Here is a 15,884-nt window from a genome sequence, read left to right on the forward strand (position 1 = left end):
TGTAAACTCCTCTCGACAAATTACGACAAACACATAAATAAAATAGTAACGGTTTTTAAGTAACTCTGTCAATTCATTCTGTTAAATAACAGTTATAAAGAAAGTTACTATTATGTTGAACGGCGAGAACTTTTTCCTACAAAAAAAACAGCTTTCACATTTGGAAAGCTGCTTTTTAATATTAAGCTTCTGCTTCTGTAACAAAATCAGCTGTACAGCACTGGCACTTTTTAGCGCGCAGCGGAATCTGCGCCAAGCAATAAGGACATTCCTTCGTATCCGGCTCTTTCACTTCTTCTTTTTTCTTGAAGCGGTTTACTTGTTTGACCACAATAAAAATGACGATCGCGATAATAATGAAATTAATAATGCTGTTAATAAAAAGGCCGTAATTTATTGTAGCTGCGCCATCCTTTTGCGCTGCGGCTAGCGAGCTGTAATCTTTTCCGCTCAAGTTCAGATAAAGGCTGCTGAAATCCACTTTGCCGAGCAGCAAACCGATTGGAGGCATGATTACATCTTCCACCAGAGAGGTAACAATCTTAGAAAATGCGGCGCCAATGATGACACCGATAGCTAGATCAATAACATTTCCTCGCATAATAAACTTCTTAAATTCTTCCCACATTCAAAAAAGCTCCTTTCAGACGAATGTTAATGTCTATTTTACATAAAATCTGGCTTCTAACCAAATCGCTTGTCTATCCATATATTTCTTACTATTTTCACCCCTGGGATTTTTAATGAAGGAATTTCTAAAAAAATAGGCTTAACCCTATAGACATTCGCCCAAACACCAGACTTGTACGGTGTATATGTTAGGGATGTAGAGATGAAGGAGGTGTAAGGGATGGGAACTAAAGGTTACGGTCATGGCCACGGCTTCGCGTTGATCATTGTGTTGTTCATCTTGTTAATCATTATCGGTGCTTGCTGGTGCGGATATTAATCCACTGAAGTCTTCCGCTTTTATTTAATGAACTGTCTGTAAGCAACAAGCGTTCGTTACGCCCGCTTTTCAAACCTTCTTGAACAAAAGCACTGCACTTCAGCGGCAACTCCCATACGATGACACAGCGGAAAAACCCCTTTCAGCCGAATGGGGCTTTTCCGCTGTTTGTTGTTCTGGCTGTGTTAAGCCGGTAAGTCGGGGTACGGTACCATTTCCTTCTGCGATGCGCCGCTTCGCTGTTTAGAAAAAATGGTACCGTACCCCAAAAGAAAAAATTATGTTGACCCTGACGCTGCGTGATGATTTACGATACATATATGGAGGTGAGTTAGATGTACAAAGTAAAGGAAATGGCTGATCTGTCTGGTGTAAGTGTCCGGACGCTTCATCATTATGACGAGATCGGTCTGCTTATCCCTGATTCTTTCTCTCCTTCCGGCTACCGTCTTTATTCAAAAACCAACCTTGAACGTCTGCAGCAGATTTTATTTTTCAAAGAGCTCGGCTTCGGGCTTGTACAGATCAAAGAGATTCTTGACCAGCCAGGATTTGACCGTAAGGAAGCAATGATGGCGCATAAAGAGCTTTTGATTAAAAGGAAGAACAGGCTAGAGAGCATCATCGAGACGGTAGAAAAGACAATTCAATCGATTGAAGGAGGATTGAAAATGAAGGAAAAAGAAATGTTTGACGGATTCAGCATGGAAGATATTCAGAAACATAAAGAAAAATACAGTAAAGAAGCACGGAAGAAATACGGTGCTGCAATTGTGTCTGAAACAGAGAGAAAAACAGATTCATATACAAAGGAAGACTGGGCAAATATCTCCTCCAAAACGGAGGAAATCTATAAGAAAATTGCATCACGTATGGATTACGGACCCGAGGATGAAGAAGTCCAGCAAGAAGTAGGAAAATGGCGGCAGCTGATCACCGACAATTTTTACGACTGTACATTTGATATTTTCAGGGGGCTTGGCGATCTCTACGTAGACGATCCGCGCTTCACGAAAAACATCGATAAACACAAGAAAGGCCTGGCTTCTTTCTTGAAAGATGCGATGCATGTTTACTGCGACCGTCATTCTAAGTAATACAAAGACAGGCGCCAGCATCCAAGCGGATGTTAGCGCCTGTCTTTTTATGCATACTGACTTTGCACGGTACTGTTAAGATTCAGCTTGCCGGCAAGCGCTGCCGCGTCCTCAACCATCGCGCTTGCAGTAGGCAGCTTGCCTGCTCCTGCTCCTTGCACCGTTACGAGTCCTGCCAGGCTGGCTGATACTGTCACCGCATTAATCACACCTTCCACACTGTAAAGCGGATGTTCTTCTGTTAGCAGGACTGGCTTTACACTTGCTGTTATGCCCTGCTCTGTCTGCTCCGCCCTCACTATATGCTTAAATCTAAATCCTCTGTTGCTTGCTTCAGTTACCTGCTCTGGTGTGATAGACGATATACCTTCTACATCCTCGATCTTCCAGTCAGGCTGTTCGCCGAAAGCAAGCTGACTTAAGATCATTAGCTTGTTATAAGCATCAAAGCCTTCAACATCTGCTGAAGGATCAGCTTCGGCATATCCTTTCTGCTGTGCAAGCTCCAGCGCCTGCTCAAATGAAAGACCTTGCTCTCTCATCACTGATAAGATGAAATTGGATGTGCCGTTTAAGATTCCTTCCACAGATTGAATTCTGTTCACTTTCAGCAGTTCAGAAATCGTCCGGATAACAGGTGCTCCGCCTGCTGTTGTAGCTTCGAAACCTACTGATACTCCTGCTTCTTCCGCCTCCTTAAGCAGCGAGGCGCCATGTCTGGCAAACATGACTTTATTTGCCGTAATCACATGGCAGCCACTTTGTATAGACCTCTTTAAATAGCTCAATCCAGGTTCTTCTCCTACGATTGCTTCAAAGACAACCTGCAGGTCTGGAATGCTGATAATGTGTTCAAAGTCATCGGTCAGCAGCGTCTCCGGAACTCCGTTTCGGTGTTTTGATAAGTCTTTAACGAGGATTGCTTCTATTGAAAGCTCTGCCCCGAACAGCTCCTTAAGCTGTTCGCCATGTGTCTGAACGGCTTCATAAACACCCTGTCCGACCGTACCGAATCCAAGTAAAGCCGCTTTAATCACCGTCATGTCACTCCCCCTTTTGGATGTTTTCGGGGTACGGTACCATTTCTTGAAATCACTGCAGAATCGCGCTTCATATTAAAATGGTACCGTACCCCATCATTGTTGTTATCATTATTACCGATGATCATTCAGTGCTGCTTCCACATGAAGACCCCACTTTTCGAACTGAGTTAAAAAGCCGTCATGCCCAAAATGTGTATTCACATGAACGTATGTGCTGTTTGGCACAGCTTGCACGCTATCCTTGATAGTCTCTGGGTCATATAGGATGTCTCCTTCAAAGCCAAAAGCATAAAGGTCAGCTCGAATCAGCTTAGCCGCTTCTTCCCAGCCGCCTCGTCCTCTGCCGGCATCATGTCCGTTCATCGCATAAAGCAGTGTAAGGTAGCTGTTTGCATCAAATCTTTTTGCAAGCTTTATACCTTGATAGTTCATATAAGATTCCACCTGATAATAAGGTCCAGCACTTTCATGTGCCGCCTCTTCGCGCTGAAACCTGCCGTCAAAAAGGACCGGGGTACGGTACGTAACGAGGCCGGTCATACGGGCGATTTCCAGTCCTTTCAGCACCGTACCGTCTTCATAATCTCCGCTGTTCCATCCTGGATCATTTTTAATAGCCTCGATGCTGATCCGGTTAAACGCGATGCCATAATCACTCAGTGCCGGGGTCGCCGCAAAGATAAACAGCTGTTTCATGAAAGCCGGATATTCAACACCCCATTCAAAAGCCTGCATCCCGCCAAGTGATCCGCCTATAACAGCATGCAGTTCCGTTATCCCCAGAATATCGAGCGCTTTTTTCTGTGCCCTGACCATATCTCTTACTGAAATAAACGGAAAACGCGACCTGTATCGCTTACCCGTTTTCCGATCGACCGACATAGGGCCTGTTGAGCCGCTGCATCCTCCTAAAACGTTGAAAGTAACCACACAAAACAATGATGTATCCACATATTTGCCGTACCCGATCAGACCCGACCACCATCCAGGCTCAGCCTCAGTGCCTGCTGCGTGATGGCTGCCCGTAAGTGCGTGGCACACGAGAATAGCTGGGCCCTTCATATTTCCTGCGGCTTCATAAGCGAGTTCCACATCATGCAGCTGCTCTCCGCTATCGAGCTTCAGACTGCCGATATTAACTTTTCCTGTTAATCTTTCAGGCGCCGGCGCCAAGCTTTTCAAGTTCACGGGCTTTCAACTCTCTTCGTAAGATTTTGCCTGAAATCTTTGTTTTCGGAAGTTCTGCTACAATCTCAATCTCGCGCGGAGCTGCATGAGCCGCCAGTTCTCCTCGGACAAACTTTCTGACCGCTTCCTTAAGCTCTGGCGTTTCTGTATATCCTTTTTTTAGTACAACAAACGCTTTGACAATCTCACCTCTGATTGGATCCGGTTTGCCAATGACCCCAGCCTCTGCAACTGCCGGGTGTTCGATCAGCTTGCTTTCCACCTCAAACGGCCCGATCCGCTCACCGGAGGAATTAATCATGTCATCACTGCGTCCTTGGAAGAAGAGATAACCTTCTTCATCCATGACAGCGAGATCACCGGACACATACCATCCTTCATATGGAAAATAAGAGTTGTATTTCGCTTCGTTCTTCCAAACTTCTTTCATGATTCCAGGCCAAGGAGCTTTTACAGCAAGATGGCCGATCGTTCCTCTTGGCTGCTCTACTCCGTTATCATCGAGCACTGCCGCGGTGATTCCGGGAAACGGACGTCCCATAGAACCTGGCTTGATGGTCTCTGACGGCAGGTTCACGATTAGCTGCGCCCCTGTCTCGGTCATCCACCATGTGTCATGAATGCGGTGTTTGAGTGTTTCTGCACCCCAGTAGATGACCTCAGGATTGAGCGGTTCTCCTACACTGAGAATGTGACGCAGCTTTGACAAATCATATTGTCCCGGCAGATCATCGCCCTCTGATTTCAGCATCCGGAAAGCAGTAGGTGCGCTGTACCAGACGGTCACCCCAGCGGTTTCCAATGTGTGATACCACTGTTCAGCACTGAATCTTCCCCCGTGAACAACGACCGTTACACCGTTCAATAACGGTGCAAATACGCCGTAAACTGTTCCTGTTACCCATCCAGGATGAGCCGTGCACCAATAAACATCATCTTCATTCAGATCAAGTACCCAGCGTCCGGTCTGATATTGATGGACCATGGCACGGTGCGCATGAATAATGCCCTTCGGCTTTCCAGTCGATCCGCTCGTGTAATGGATATTTAACCCGTGTTCCGCGTCTACCCATTCAAGTACAAATTCTTCATCCAGCGTTTCGCTTAAAGCCTCTGGCAGAGAAATTTCTCCGTTCTGTCCGCTTCCATCTGTTAAAAAAACCGTATGCAGGCTTGGAAGATCCTCTCGCGGGACTCGTTGTAAAAGCTCACGGTCCGTGATGAGATACTCTCCCTGGCAGTCACCGATCCTGTCCCGGACGGCATCAGACATAAACGCTTCAAATAGAGGTCCGACTACTGCTCCCAGCTTTATCGCTGCCAGCATAGCAATATGGCAGTCAGGATGCTTTGGCAGAAATACAAAAACAAAATCTCCCTTTTTCACACCGTGCTTTTTTAAAACAGCCGCCAGCTGATCCGTCCTTTGTTTAAGCTCATCATAGGAAATTTTCTGCTCTTTTCCTTCATTTAAATAATGCAATGCTGTCTTCTGTCCGCGCCCTTCTTCCACATGTCTGTCAACACATTCATATGCCATGTTTACTTTATTCTCTGAAAATCCTTTGAACCGTTTCTTAGCCTCATTCCAAGAAAGCGAATTGCGTCCTCCATCTTTCACAATGTTGCTTGTTTCAACAACAGGTACTAATCTCTGTGCTGCCATCTTCTAATTCGCCTCCTGTCTGCTTAAATCAAGCAAATTTAAAATGTTCGACTTACGCTCTGCCAGCTCATGGCTCCCGCGCTGCCGCGGTTTTTTTATATCATCCAAAATCAGCTCAGCATACTGTTCGCCAGGCTGCCCTTTCAAAACAAAGATCCTGTCGCATAAATACAGCGCTTCATCGATATCATGCGTGACAAGAACCATCGTAGTCTTGCGCTTCTCCCATAGAGACAGCAAAAGATCCTGCAGCTGCATTTTTGTAAAAGCATCAAGCGCACTAAACGGTTCATCAAGCAGCAGCACAGACGGGTCTGTGATAAGCGCTCTTGCAATCGCTGTCCTCTGTGCCATCCCGCCGCTTAAGTCTTTAGGGTAATGATTCTCAAACCCTGTCAGTCCGACAAGATCGATGAATTGCTGAATCTCCACTTCTTTTCCGGCTCCATCTTTTACGCCAAAACCGATATTCTCTTTCACCGTCAGCCATGGCATAAGCCTCGGTTCCTGAAACATCATGCCTGGCTGCTTGCCGTCTTTGTCTTTGTTTTTAAGTTTTCCGGTAAAATTTTGATCAAGCCCGGCCAGCACTCTGAGCAATGTACTCTTGCCGCATCCGCTCGTTCCAAGAATGCCAATAATTTCGCTTTCCTGAACCGTGAAATGAAGATTGCGAAAACCTGCGCTGCCGCCTTTAAATACTCTCTTAAGCTGCTGAACTGCCAGCATACTGCTCCCTCCCTATCCCTGGTTCGCCAAAGTATCTTGATAGTGAAGCGCCTTTGTTTCTACTAGCTTTAACACTGAATCGGATCCTTTCCCGAGCAGTGCAAATAATAGAATGCTCGCGATGACAACATCAGGCGCATACGTATTCTGCCCTTCTACGAGCAGATACCCAAGCCCTTCGCTTGCACCCATGAGCTCTGCCGCTACGACGAACATCCAGCCTACTCCAAGTCCGCTTCTGATTCCGGTAATAAAACTTGGAAGAGCTGACGGGAGGATGATTCGCCTGACGATTTGCAGGCTGCTAAACTGATAGATTTTCCCGACTTCGATCAGCTTTCTGTCTACCCCTTGGATGCCTGCCACAATATTCAAGTAAACCGGGAAAAAAACACCGACTGCGATAAGCACAATTTTGGAAGGTTCACCGATTCCCATCCATAAAATGAAAAGCGGCACCCACGCCAATGAAGGGATAGAACGAAATGCTTGAACGAGTGAGTCTAGCAAATTTTCGGCTAGCTTCCAATAGCCGACAAACGAACCGATCACCACTGCGCTCGCCGTTCCGATTACGAATCCGATGAACACACGATACAGTGTGATCCAAATATGGCTCCAGAGCGATCCGTCCGCTGCCATCTCTGAAATTTTAGCTAAAACTACAGTTGGCGCCGGCAGGAGATGTGCCTCAAACACACCTCTTACACTCGCAATCTCCCAGCTAATTAGCAGGATCATTGGGATGATCAGCCCGAGCCAGCTGCCCTGAAGCCTTTCTTTTAAAAGCGGCCGAAGCAGTTCCTTCTTCTTTTCACTTGCACGTGACTGCCATAACTCTGTTTTGCTTGCCATTATGCTGCCCTCCTGACTATTTCACAGCCTTTTCTGCAAATGACGGATTGATCAGTTCATTAACTACCTTGTCGATATCGGTATCAGGGCTGATCACCTTTTCTGCTTTAAGCACCTCGCCTGCTGAAGAAATGGCTTCGCGCTGCTCATCTCCAGGAACCGGCTGTTCAAAATTGTTGCGCTCCAGCTCTTTCTTTGCTACTTCCAGCGACAATCCCGCTTCCTCTGACAGCAGCTTTGCCGCCTCATCAGGATGTTCAAGCGTCCATTGACGTGCTTTCTCATACAATGCAATCACTTTTTTCACATATTCCGGGTGATCTTTGGCGAACTCTGACCGTACATTCAGCGTGCCGTACGTATTGAAGTCTGGATTGCGGTATAAAAACTTCCCGTCAGACTCGAGCTCTACCTTTGCCATGTGCGGATCAAGCCCCGCCCAAGCATCCACCTCTCCTGACAGCAGCGCGTTCGCACCGTCCTGATGCTGAAGGTTGACGATTTTTACATCCTTCGACGAGAGTCCTTCTTCTTTCAGCGCGCGAAGGAGAAAAATGTATGGATCTGTACCGATTGTTGCCGCTATTTTCTTCCCCTTTAAGTCCTTAACAGATTTTATTTTCTTATCCTTAGTCACGAGTGCTGTCCATTCAGGCTGAGAATAAATATAAACTGACTCGATCGGAGCGCCCTTTGATTTGGCGATAAAAGCAGCCGCTCCTGCTGTAGATCCGAAGTCAACACTGCTGGAGTTTAAGAATTCCAGTGCTTTATTACTGCCCAGGCTCTGCACCCACTTAACTTCAACACCGTCTTTTTTCAGCTCTTTCTCTGCCCAGCCAAATTTTTTCAGTACAAGGCTCGTTGGCGAATAATACGCATAATCGAGCGTAATCTTTTCTGGCTTCTCATCGCCGCCGCTCGCTTTATCTGAGCAGCCTGCAAGCAGAAATGCCGCTGCCACTGCTGACATCAGCAATCCTTTACTCCATTTTTTCATGGTCTCTCTCCTTTATTCTCTATTTAAACTTCACATGCATAGGTTACGATCGACCCGCGCAGACGCTGTGCTTCTTTATATGTGCAGCGGTTATGGATAACATCAATGCCCGCTTCCTTTGCAATTCTTGCTGCTTCAGGGGAAATGACGCCTTCCTGCAGCCAGAACACTTTAGGCTGAACGACAGCTGCTTCTTTTGCCAGTTCAATCGCCGCTTCAGGACTTCTGAATATTTGTACGATATCAAGCGGGAACGGTACAGAAGCAAGATCAGGATATGCCTTTTCTCCGAGCACCTCCGTTTCCCGAGGGTTGACCGGTACGATTTTGTAGCCGAGACGCTGCATTTTACGTGCCAGCCTGTTGCTCGGCCTTGCCGGGTTCGAGCTTAAACCTACGACAGCAAGTGTTTTCGGACGCTGAATTTCCTGCCCGTTCTCTGTCGCTCGGTAGATCGGAGACTGAAGCGACCAGCGAATCACTCCCTCATCGTTGACTGCCACCTCCGTTTTTTCATTGCCGTTAAACGATTTGCCTGTGGCGATCTGGATCGCGCGGTCAAGGTCATTAGCTAAATCCTTCACCGACTCGAGTCCAATCGACAGTCTGATCAGCTCTTCCGTTACACCTGTCTGTTTCAGCTCTTCTCCCGCTAATTGTTGGTGAGTAGTGGATGCTGGATGAATGATGAGGGATTTCGCATCGCCGACATTCGCTACATGTGACCAGAGCGAAATATTGTCGATCACTTTCTTGCCAGCCTCTCTCCCGCCTTTTATGCCAAAATTTACGATAGAGCCGAAGCCGTTGCGCAAATATTTTTGTCCCAGCTCATGCGCAGGATGGGTAGAAAGCCCGGGGTATGACACCCAATCAACCGCTGGATGCTTTTCAAGATACTGAGCCACTTCAAGTGCGTTCTTCGTGTGCTTCTCAATGCGCAAGTGCAGTGTTTCAAGTCCCTGCAAAAGAAGGAACGCGTTCTGCGGGCTCAAGCAGGCGCCAAAGTCTCGAAGCAGCTGGACACGAAGTTTGGAGCTGAACGCTAGTGTTCCAAAATCAGTCGCGTACCGGATACCGTTGTAGCTTTTGTCAGGCTCGGTGAAACCAGGAAACTTCTCACTGTTCCAGTTAAACCGTCCGCCGTCCACAACGACTCCGCCGATCGCTGTTCCGTGGCCTCCGATCCATTTTGTAGCAGAATGAACGACAATATCCGCTCCCCACGTCAGCGGTTTGCAAAGGTACGGCGTGGCAAACGTGCTGTCCACGACTAGCGGGATCCCATTTTCGTGAGCGATATCCGCCACCGACTCAATATCGAGGACATGGAGGCTCGGATTACCGATCACCTCTCCGAAAAGGGCTTTCGTCTTTGGCGTGATGGCTTTTCGGAAGTTTTCAGGATCAGATGCATCTACAAACTTTACGTTGATCCCATACTTCGGAAGTGTCGTCGAAAACAGGTTGTATGTGCCGCCATACAAGTTAGTCGCTGCTACGATTTCGTCTCCTGCATGAGCTAGGTTCAGAATAGCGAGCGTGATCGCTGCCATACCTGATGACGTTGCGACCGCCGCTACGCCATCTTCCAGCAGTGCAATTCGTTTTTCAAAAACATCTACCGTTGGATTTCCAATACGTGAATAAATGTTGCCAGGCTCATCAAGCGCGAAAAGACTTTGTGCGTGGTCCGTATCATGAAACACGTAAGAAGTGGTCTGGTATATCGGAACCGCACGTGATCCTGTTGTCGGATCTGGAGACTGCCCTCCATGCAAAAGCACTGTATCGATATCATAACTGTCAAAAGAATTTGTCATTACTTATCTCTCCTTTTTAATATTTAATAAAATCAATCGGATAACTCGGAATAAAAATTAGATATACACCCCGCTTTTATGGTTGTTTTTCAAAAAAAGTTAAAAATGTTTGGCTGGATTGGCTAAAGTCATGCTGAGGATTATGAAGAGGGCACAGATGGCTGAAGAACATCAAAAAACCCTCTTCATAAGAAGAGGGTTATGTAAATTCCTCCTCTTATCTTCCAGACCAATTGATCTGTAGGATTTAGCACCTTTTTAAACTTGCTGTTTAAAGGTTGCCGGGCTTCATAGGGCCTATTCCCTCCGCCGCTCTGGATAAGAGTTGCTATTAAATTTTGGTGTTAGATGTATTTTATTGCTTGTGAAGGATTATATGACATCACATTTCTATCCGTCAACACATTTTCTGAAAATTATTTTTATTTTTGCCGCTCATTCACTATGCTGATGCGGTTTAAGGAGATATAATTTATTTTTTCCACGAGTTTAAAACATAACGATCTAGAAGATGGCAGAAGCGAGGATATCTTGAGCAGACATCATGAAACGAACGAAAAAAACACAGGTTTAGTCCTGTGTTTTCATAAATTCTATAACATTGTCCTGGTTTCGTCGACCATCACGATAATCTTGCCGTCGATCAAGTCATTCGTGTATCGTTCTGCTTCTTCTTCTGAAAGATCAAGTTCCAATAGAACTTCTTTAAAATCTTTCTCGTCATGAGTGAACATGGAAGCGAAAGGCCCTGCAGCCAGCAGCGGACCCACACCGGGCACACCAAGTCCTGGAACAGCGATTCCTCCGCCAATTCCCGTTAGAAAACCTGCAATCGTGCCATAAGTGGCGTTATCCAAGTCGTCCTCCACTACGCGTTCTTCTTTAACATGCGTTTTATCCGCAATCGCTTCGAGTGTGTCATCGTCTTTTGCCACAATCGAGATGTGCTTCGTGTTATATCCTCGTTCTGTCAATGAATTGATGGCGCTGACTGCTTCTGATTCCTTCTCATAAGCACCGACAATATGCCTTTTCATGATTATCCCTCCTGTGGGTTCCTCTTTATCTTATTATGTACCCGGTCCAGTAAGGTCTAAACAAATTGTTCCATCTACTTTTGATCAAACCAGCCTTTACGCTTGAACCACCAGAACATGCTGGCACCGATCAGCACCATGAATCCAACGGCGGCAAAATAGCCATAGCGATAATTCAGTTCAGGCATATGAGCAAAATTCATGCCATAAATACCGGCGATAAAAGTTAGCGGCATGAATATCGTCGTGATCACCGTCAGTGTTTTCATGATTGTATTCATCCGGTGTGAACTCAAAGAGATGTAATTATCTCTTATGTCGGACGTCATTTCGCGAATAGAGTCCAATGTTTCAGCCAGTTTTATCAGATGATCATAAATGTCCTGAAAATACGCCTTTCTTTTATCACTGATCGTAATCCTTTTCGATTCAAGCATCCTGTACAGCAGTTCCCGCATAGGCACGATCGTTTTTCTTAAGCGCAAAAGTTCAGCTCGAATGTCAAACAGTTCATTGATAAGCTTCGGTTTTTCCAGTTCCAGTTCATCATCAAGCGCAATGACCGCATCCTCCATGTTGTGCAGGATCGGAAAATAAGAATCCACAAGCTTGTCCATAATTTTATATAATATCTGCATCGGATTGATCTGGTCCGCTTTTTTTGTGTTGACCACATAATTCCAAACAAAATCGAGTTCCTTCAGCTTTGCTAGATGAAATGACACGACAAAGTTAGATCCAAAAAAGATATCCACTTCGTCTGTTTTCATTGTCTGTTCATCGATTGCATGAACCACTAAAAATTGATGGTCGTCGTAATACTCCAGCTTCGGGCGCTGCAGCTCATTTAAACAGTCCTCAACAGCGAGCGGGTGAAATTGAAAGAATTCGAGCAGAAGTTTCTCTTCCTCAGCATCCGGCTCTGAAATATCGACCCAGTACCACTTTATATCAGGATCTTTTAACTGCTCAAGCGGAACGTCAAAGACCAGTTCTTTTTCTCTTTTTGCTATAACTCTTAACATGGAATCCTTCCCCTCGTTCCCTGTAATACACATTATTCTTTATACACATTTATGGATTTACGCATTTTACTGTATACTAATTTCATCGCTTTATTCTATCTTGTTTTTCTGGAGGCATCCAACCGTAATGGAAAAAACATTGCTGCAGATGAATACCGTATTTATTTCTATATTAATAGAATCACTTCCTTTTGTACTAATCGGCGTCTTTATAGCTGGCATCATCCAGATGTTCGTAACTGAACAGATGGTGGCTCGAATCATTCCCAATAACCGGTTTCTCGCCGTACTCATGGCTACCTTCCTCGGTGCCCTTTTTCCAGCTTGCGAATGCGGCATCGTTCCGATTGTCAGGCGCCTTGTTTCAAAAGGCGTTCCGATATATGCCGGCATTGCGTTCATGCTGACTGGCCCTGTGATTAATCCTGTCGTTCTTTTTTCTACATATGTAGCTTTCGGGAACCAATGGGATATGATGATTTACCGCGGTGGTCTTGCTTTAATTGTTGCCGCACTTGTGGGCATTGCTCTTTCTTTTCAATATAAAAACGAACAGCTGCTGATTCATCCAATACCATCATCTGCACTTGCACAAAAGACGCCGTTCGGAAAAAAGCTTCTCGGTACGCTCACACATGCAGTGGATGAGTTTTTCTCTGTAGGAAAATATTTAGTGATCGGCGCACTAGTCGCTGCAGCCATGCAGACGTTTATCAAGACCTCAACATTGCTTGAAATCGGCCAGACCGAGGCTGCTTCCTCCCTTGTCATGATGGGACTAGCGTTCGTTCTGTCGCTCTGCTCTGAGGCTGATGCGTTCATCGCCTCATCGTTCCAGACGACCTTTACGACTGGATCACTCGTTGCGTTCCTTGTATATGGACCGATGCTCGATGTGAAAAATACGCTTATGATGCTCGGAACTTTCAAGAAACGCCTCGTGATCAGCATCATCATATATGTCACAATACTTGTTTTTACCGGTTCATTATTCTTTTAAAGGCGGTGTGTACTCATGATACGAATTTTCATTCTCCTCGGCTATACATTCTTGTTCATGCATCTGCACGCCACCGGAGACATTAGCAAATACATCAACATGAAATATTCTTACATTTCGTTTTCCGCTATCTTTTTGCTTGGCTTGCTCATGCTTGTTCAGTTTTACCTGTACGGCAAAGAAGACCAGACTGAAGATCACTGCTGCACCCCGGACTGCGGCCACGACCACTCACATGAGAAGAAGCCTGGCTGGCGCTCTTTGCTCGTGAATGCCGTGCTGCTCATCCCTATTGTTACCGGGCTGTTTCTGCCTGTCGCAACGCTTGATTCTCAGACAGTTAAAACAAAAGGATTTTCGTTCAAAGGCGTGGAAAATGAAGGTGATAACGGGCAGCATCAATTCCTCAAGCCAGACTTAAGTGTTTATTATGGCAAAGAAGGCTACGCAGAGATTATCGGCAAAGAAAAGAAAGGCTTTGAAAACAAAGAAAAAATCGTCTTAACAGATAAAGATTACCTTAAAGGCCTTGAACTCATTTACTACGCTCCGGGCGAATTCACCGGAAAACAGGTTCAGATGAAAGGCTTCACCTTTAACAGCAAGGAACTGGAGAATAAGAAGCAGCTCTTCCTCTTGCGATTTGGCATCATACATTGTGTCGCTGACTCCGGTGTTTTTGGGATGCTGCTCGAATTTCCAGAAGACATGAACTTAAAAGACGACGAATGGATCACCGTAAGCGGCAAGATCTCAGAAATCTATTACCAGCCATTTAAAGCTACTATCCCATATGTTAAAGTCGACAATTGGAAGTCCTCCACCAAACCATCCGACCCATACGTATACAGATAATTGGCGGACGAAAAGGTTCTCAGACAGCTTCTTTTGTTGGGGGTGTTGGGGGTACGGTACTCCAAATGGACATGTTTCCAACTTTTCCACCTGAGATGGACAATTTGAGCTGACCTTACTTGTAAGGCCGGCTCTTTTTTTACAGAACCCAGCTTATAAAGAAAAAGCCAGGCAGCCTGCTATCTTAGCAGGCACCCAGCTTTCTTCGCAACATTCCCCTATCTAGCTCCATCCAAATGATCTTGAACATTATCACTGTTGTCACCGAACGCATCTGTCGCATTCCAATATTGATTATCCTTATCTTCATAATCATTCAGCTTAACGTCCAGATCATGAAAAATGCGGTGCAAATATCTCAGTGACATGGAGTCATCGTAATAAACAGCCACAAATGCCAAAGCCTTCGCGCGGTCCATATCGTTCCAAACTCTTGATGCAGCAAACCCGGAAGACCGAAGCCACTCAATGTCATGCTTAAGTTCATTCCATTCACTGCTATACGACTCCGCTTCACCATTAAATACATCCGCTCCGCCGTAGCCGGCCAAATCGTTCAAATAACCATGTTGTTTAGAGATGATGTTTTGAACGTCATCTTCAGCTCCATCTTGAAAGGCAACTGCTTTTTCATATGTAAGTGTTTTGAATTTTTTCAGAAAATCTAATTCTTTTTGATTTCCCAGTGAAACAGGCGATCCTTCTTTTTCTTCCACCTTCTTTTTAAGTGCTGCTGTCTCCATTAAAGGCAAACTTGGCAGTGAACCGCCCTCGAGCATTTTCACACTGCCCAGCACGACTGCTGCTGCTAAAATCAACCCGCCATAAATCAAAAGGATTTTCTTCTTGTTGCCAGCTAATTTCATTTGAATACCCCCTAGTCCCCTTTTTCTAATATAGCATATATGGAAATAAAAGGGTGACCCTATTCCCCATTCATGCTACATAAACGGACTCCCAACCCAATATAAAAACCGCCCATGATGGACGGTTTTCATTTATTTTTTCAATTCCGTATAGACGACAAGCCGCTCTTCATGCGTGCGTGCTTTTCGATTGAATTCACCTGTGCACGTGATCAGATTCAGGTTGCTTTGATACGAAAATCCGAAAATGTCTTCAACAGGTGCTTTTTTTCTAGGAAAGCTTTTCTTGCCTGTTACAACAAAGGTCCGAACCGTATCTGACTTATCCTTTAAAATCACTTCATCCCCAGGCTTAAGCTTGTCCAGCTTATAAAAGACAGCAGGTCCCGTTTTGCTGTCCACGTGTCCAGCCATGACGGCATTGCCGCGGTCACCCGGTTTTGTGCCAGGCTCAAACCAGCCCACGCCATCGATGTTTTCCGGTACACCCATCTGGCCGTTTTCGAGCTCCCCAACATTCTCCACCGGCGCATCCACACCGATCGCTGGAATTTCAATAGATACTGGGAGAATGCCAAGACTCTCTTCTTTCAGCTGATCTGGCGGCGTTAAGGCGGTCGGAGATGATGCGGCCGCCTCGCCAGATTCTACTTTTTGAACACTTTCTTTCCGTTCTTCCGGTTTATTTCCATCAGCCGTACATCCTGCCAGCAGCAGAAATGCGGCCGCCGCAATCATACTTTTCTTCACT

Annotated in this window: 16 protein-coding genes and 1 riboswitch; of the genes, 4 read left to right on the forward strand and 12 right to left on the reverse strand. The window is 45.7% G+C overall.

Features of this window, described 5'->3' with window-relative positions:
- Nucleotides 1-181: 181 nt before the first annotated feature.
- The gene (gene mscL, locus CGZ90_RS06560) at nt 182-628 is read right to left on the reverse strand and encodes a large conductance mechanosensitive channel protein MscL (protein ID WP_094251509.1); all 447 of its coding nucleotides are present in this window, start codon (nt 626-628) and stop codon (nt 182-184) included.
- Between the two features lie 222 nt (nt 629-850).
- On the opposite strand from mscL, the gene CGZ90_RS06565 reads away from it, so the two are divergent.
- Both CGZ90_RS06565 and CGZ90_RS06570 read left to right on the forward strand, forming a co-directional pair.
- Nucleotides 851-949, forward strand: a complete 99-nt coding sequence (locus CGZ90_RS06565; RefSeq protein WP_094251510.1) for a YjcZ family sporulation protein — start codon at nt 851-853, stop codon at nt 947-949.
- A gap of 335 nt (nt 950-1,284) precedes the next feature.
- Nucleotides 1,285-2,046: a MerR family transcriptional regulator gene (locus CGZ90_RS06570; protein WP_094251511.1), complete on the forward strand. Its 762-nt coding sequence runs from the start codon at nt 1,285-1,287 to the stop codon at nt 2,044-2,046.
- Nucleotides 2,047-2,093: 47 nt separating this feature from the next.
- Here the strand turns inward: CGZ90_RS06570 and CGZ90_RS06575 are convergent, their stop codons facing one another.
- From CGZ90_RS06575 to corA, 9 genes are all read right to left on the reverse strand, one after another.
- A complete protein-coding gene (locus CGZ90_RS06575; RefSeq protein ID WP_094251512.1) occupies nt 2,094-3,089 on the reverse strand; it encodes a homoserine dehydrogenase in 996 nt (331 codons plus the stop codon).
- A 111-nt stretch (nt 3,090-3,200) separates the two neighbouring features.
- Complete coding sequence (gene metX, locus CGZ90_RS06580; RefSeq protein WP_240515359.1) at nt 3,201-4,277, reverse strand: homoserine O-acetyltransferase MetX; 1,077 nt, start codon at nt 4,275-4,277, stop codon at nt 3,201-3,203.
- A complete protein-coding gene (acsA, locus tag CGZ90_RS06585) occupies nt 4,246-5,943 on the reverse strand; it encodes an acetate--CoA ligase (protein WP_094251513.1) in 1,698 nt (565 codons plus the stop codon). The genes metX and acsA overlap by 32 nt, the downstream gene beginning before the upstream one ends.
- A gap of 3 nt (nt 5,944-5,946) precedes the next feature.
- Nucleotides 5,947-6,672, reverse strand: a complete 726-nt coding sequence (locus tag CGZ90_RS06590) for an ABC transporter ATP-binding protein (protein WP_094251514.1) — start codon at nt 6,670-6,672, stop codon at nt 5,947-5,949.
- A 12-nt stretch (nt 6,673-6,684) separates the two neighbouring features.
- Nucleotides 6,685-7,527, reverse strand: a complete 843-nt coding sequence (locus CGZ90_RS06595) for an ABC transporter permease (RefSeq protein WP_094251515.1) — start codon at nt 7,525-7,527, stop codon at nt 6,685-6,687.
- Nucleotides 7,528-7,543: 16 nt separating this feature from the next.
- The gene (locus CGZ90_RS06600; RefSeq protein WP_094251516.1) at nt 7,544-8,527 is read right to left on the reverse strand and encodes an aliphatic sulfonate ABC transporter substrate-binding protein; all 984 of its coding nucleotides are present in this window, start codon (nt 8,525-8,527) and stop codon (nt 7,544-7,546) included.
- 23 nt (nt 8,528-8,550) lie between these two features.
- Nucleotides 8,551-10,350, reverse strand: coding sequence for a PLP-dependent aspartate aminotransferase family protein (locus tag CGZ90_RS06605; RefSeq protein WP_094251517.1), 1,800 nt, complete (start codon nt 10,348-10,350; stop codon nt 8,551-8,553).
- Nucleotides 10,351-10,564: 214 nt separating this feature from the next.
- Nucleotides 10,565-10,675, reverse strand: a riboswitch (SAM riboswitch).
- Nucleotides 10,676-10,943: 268 nt separating this feature from the next.
- Nucleotides 10,944-11,387 (reverse strand): general stress protein, encoded by a 444-nt coding sequence (locus tag CGZ90_RS06610; protein ID WP_094251518.1) that lies wholly within the window; start codon nt 11,385-11,387, stop codon nt 10,944-10,946.
- 74 nt (nt 11,388-11,461) lie between these two features.
- Nucleotides 11,462-12,412, reverse strand: a complete 951-nt coding sequence (gene corA / locus CGZ90_RS06615) for a magnesium/cobalt transporter CorA (protein WP_094251519.1) — start codon at nt 12,410-12,412, stop codon at nt 11,462-11,464.
- A gap of 127 nt (nt 12,413-12,539) precedes the next feature.
- On the opposite strand from corA, the gene CGZ90_RS06620 reads away from it, so the two are divergent.
- Nucleotides 12,540-13,412 carry a permease gene (locus CGZ90_RS06620; RefSeq protein WP_094251520.1) on the forward strand — a complete coding sequence of 291 codons (873 nt, stop codon included), beginning with the start codon at nt 12,540-12,542 and terminating at the stop codon, nt 13,410-13,412.
- A 15-nt stretch (nt 13,413-13,427) separates the two neighbouring features.
- A complete protein-coding gene (locus tag CGZ90_RS06625) occupies nt 13,428-14,267 on the forward strand; it encodes a TIGR03943 family putative permease subunit (protein ID WP_094251521.1) in 840 nt (279 codons plus the stop codon).
- Nucleotides 14,268-14,485: 218 nt separating this feature from the next.
- On the opposite strand, the gene CGZ90_RS06630 is transcribed toward CGZ90_RS06625, so the two are convergent.
- Nucleotides 14,486-15,133, reverse strand: a complete 648-nt coding sequence (locus CGZ90_RS06630) for a hypothetical protein (protein WP_094251522.1) — start codon at nt 15,131-15,133, stop codon at nt 14,486-14,488.
- A gap of 132 nt (nt 15,134-15,265) precedes the next feature.
- Nucleotides 15,266-15,883: a class F sortase gene (locus CGZ90_RS06635; RefSeq protein WP_240515360.1), complete on the reverse strand. Its 618-nt coding sequence runs from the start codon at nt 15,881-15,883 to the stop codon at nt 15,266-15,268.
- Nucleotide 15,884 lies beyond the last annotated feature (1 nt).

Source organism: Fictibacillus aquaticus (assembly GCF_002245695.1).
GTDB classification, from domain to species: Bacteria; Bacillota; Bacilli; order Bacillales; family Fictibacillaceae; genus Fictibacillus; species Fictibacillus aquaticus.

Coding starts and splice junctions, on each gene's coding strand:
- CGZ90_RS06565 (WP_094251510.1), top strand. CDS start 851: ATGGGAACTAAAGGTTACGGTCATGGCCACGGCTTCGCGTTGATCATT.
- CGZ90_RS06570 (WP_094251511.1), top strand. CDS start 1,285: ATGTACAAAGTAAAGGAAATGGCTGATCTGTCTGGTGTAAGTGTCCGG.
- corA (WP_094251519.1), bottom strand. CDS start 12,412: ATGTTAAGAGTTATAGCAAAAAGAGAAAAAGAACTGGTCTTTGACGTT.
- CGZ90_RS06605 (WP_094251517.1), bottom strand. CDS start 10,350: ATGACAAATTCTTTTGACAGTTATGATATCGATACAGTGCTTTTGCAT.
- CGZ90_RS06590 (WP_094251514.1), bottom strand. CDS start 6,672: ATGCTGGCAGTTCAGCAGCTTAAGAGAGTATTTAAAGGCGGCAGCGCA.
- CGZ90_RS06620 (WP_094251520.1), top strand. CDS start 12,540: ATGGAAAAAACATTGCTGCAGATGAATACCGTATTTATTTCTATATTA.
- acsA (WP_094251513.1), bottom strand. CDS start 5,943: ATGGCAGCACAGAGATTAGTACCTGTTGTTGAAACAAGCAACATTGTG.
- CGZ90_RS06630 (WP_094251522.1), bottom strand. CDS start 15,133: ATGAAATTAGCTGGCAACAAGAAGAAAATCCTTTTGATTTATGGCGGG.
- CGZ90_RS06595 (WP_094251515.1), bottom strand. CDS start 7,527: ATGGCAAGCAAAACAGAGTTATGGCAGTCACGTGCAAGTGAAAAGAAG.
- CGZ90_RS06610 (WP_094251518.1), bottom strand. CDS start 11,387: ATGAAAAGGCATATTGTCGGTGCTTATGAGAAGGAATCAGAAGCAGTC.
- CGZ90_RS06625 (WP_094251521.1), top strand. CDS start 13,428: ATGATACGAATTTTCATTCTCCTCGGCTATACATTCTTGTTCATGCAT.
- CGZ90_RS06575 (WP_094251512.1), bottom strand. CDS start 3,089: ATGACGGTGATTAAAGCGGCTTTACTTGGATTCGGTACGGTCGGACAG.
- CGZ90_RS06600 (WP_094251516.1), bottom strand. CDS start 8,527: ATGAAAAAATGGAGTAAAGGATTGCTGATGTCAGCAGTGGCAGCGGCA.
- mscL (WP_094251509.1), bottom strand. CDS start 628: ATGTGGGAAGAATTTAAGAAGTTTATTATGCGAGGAAATGTTATTGAT.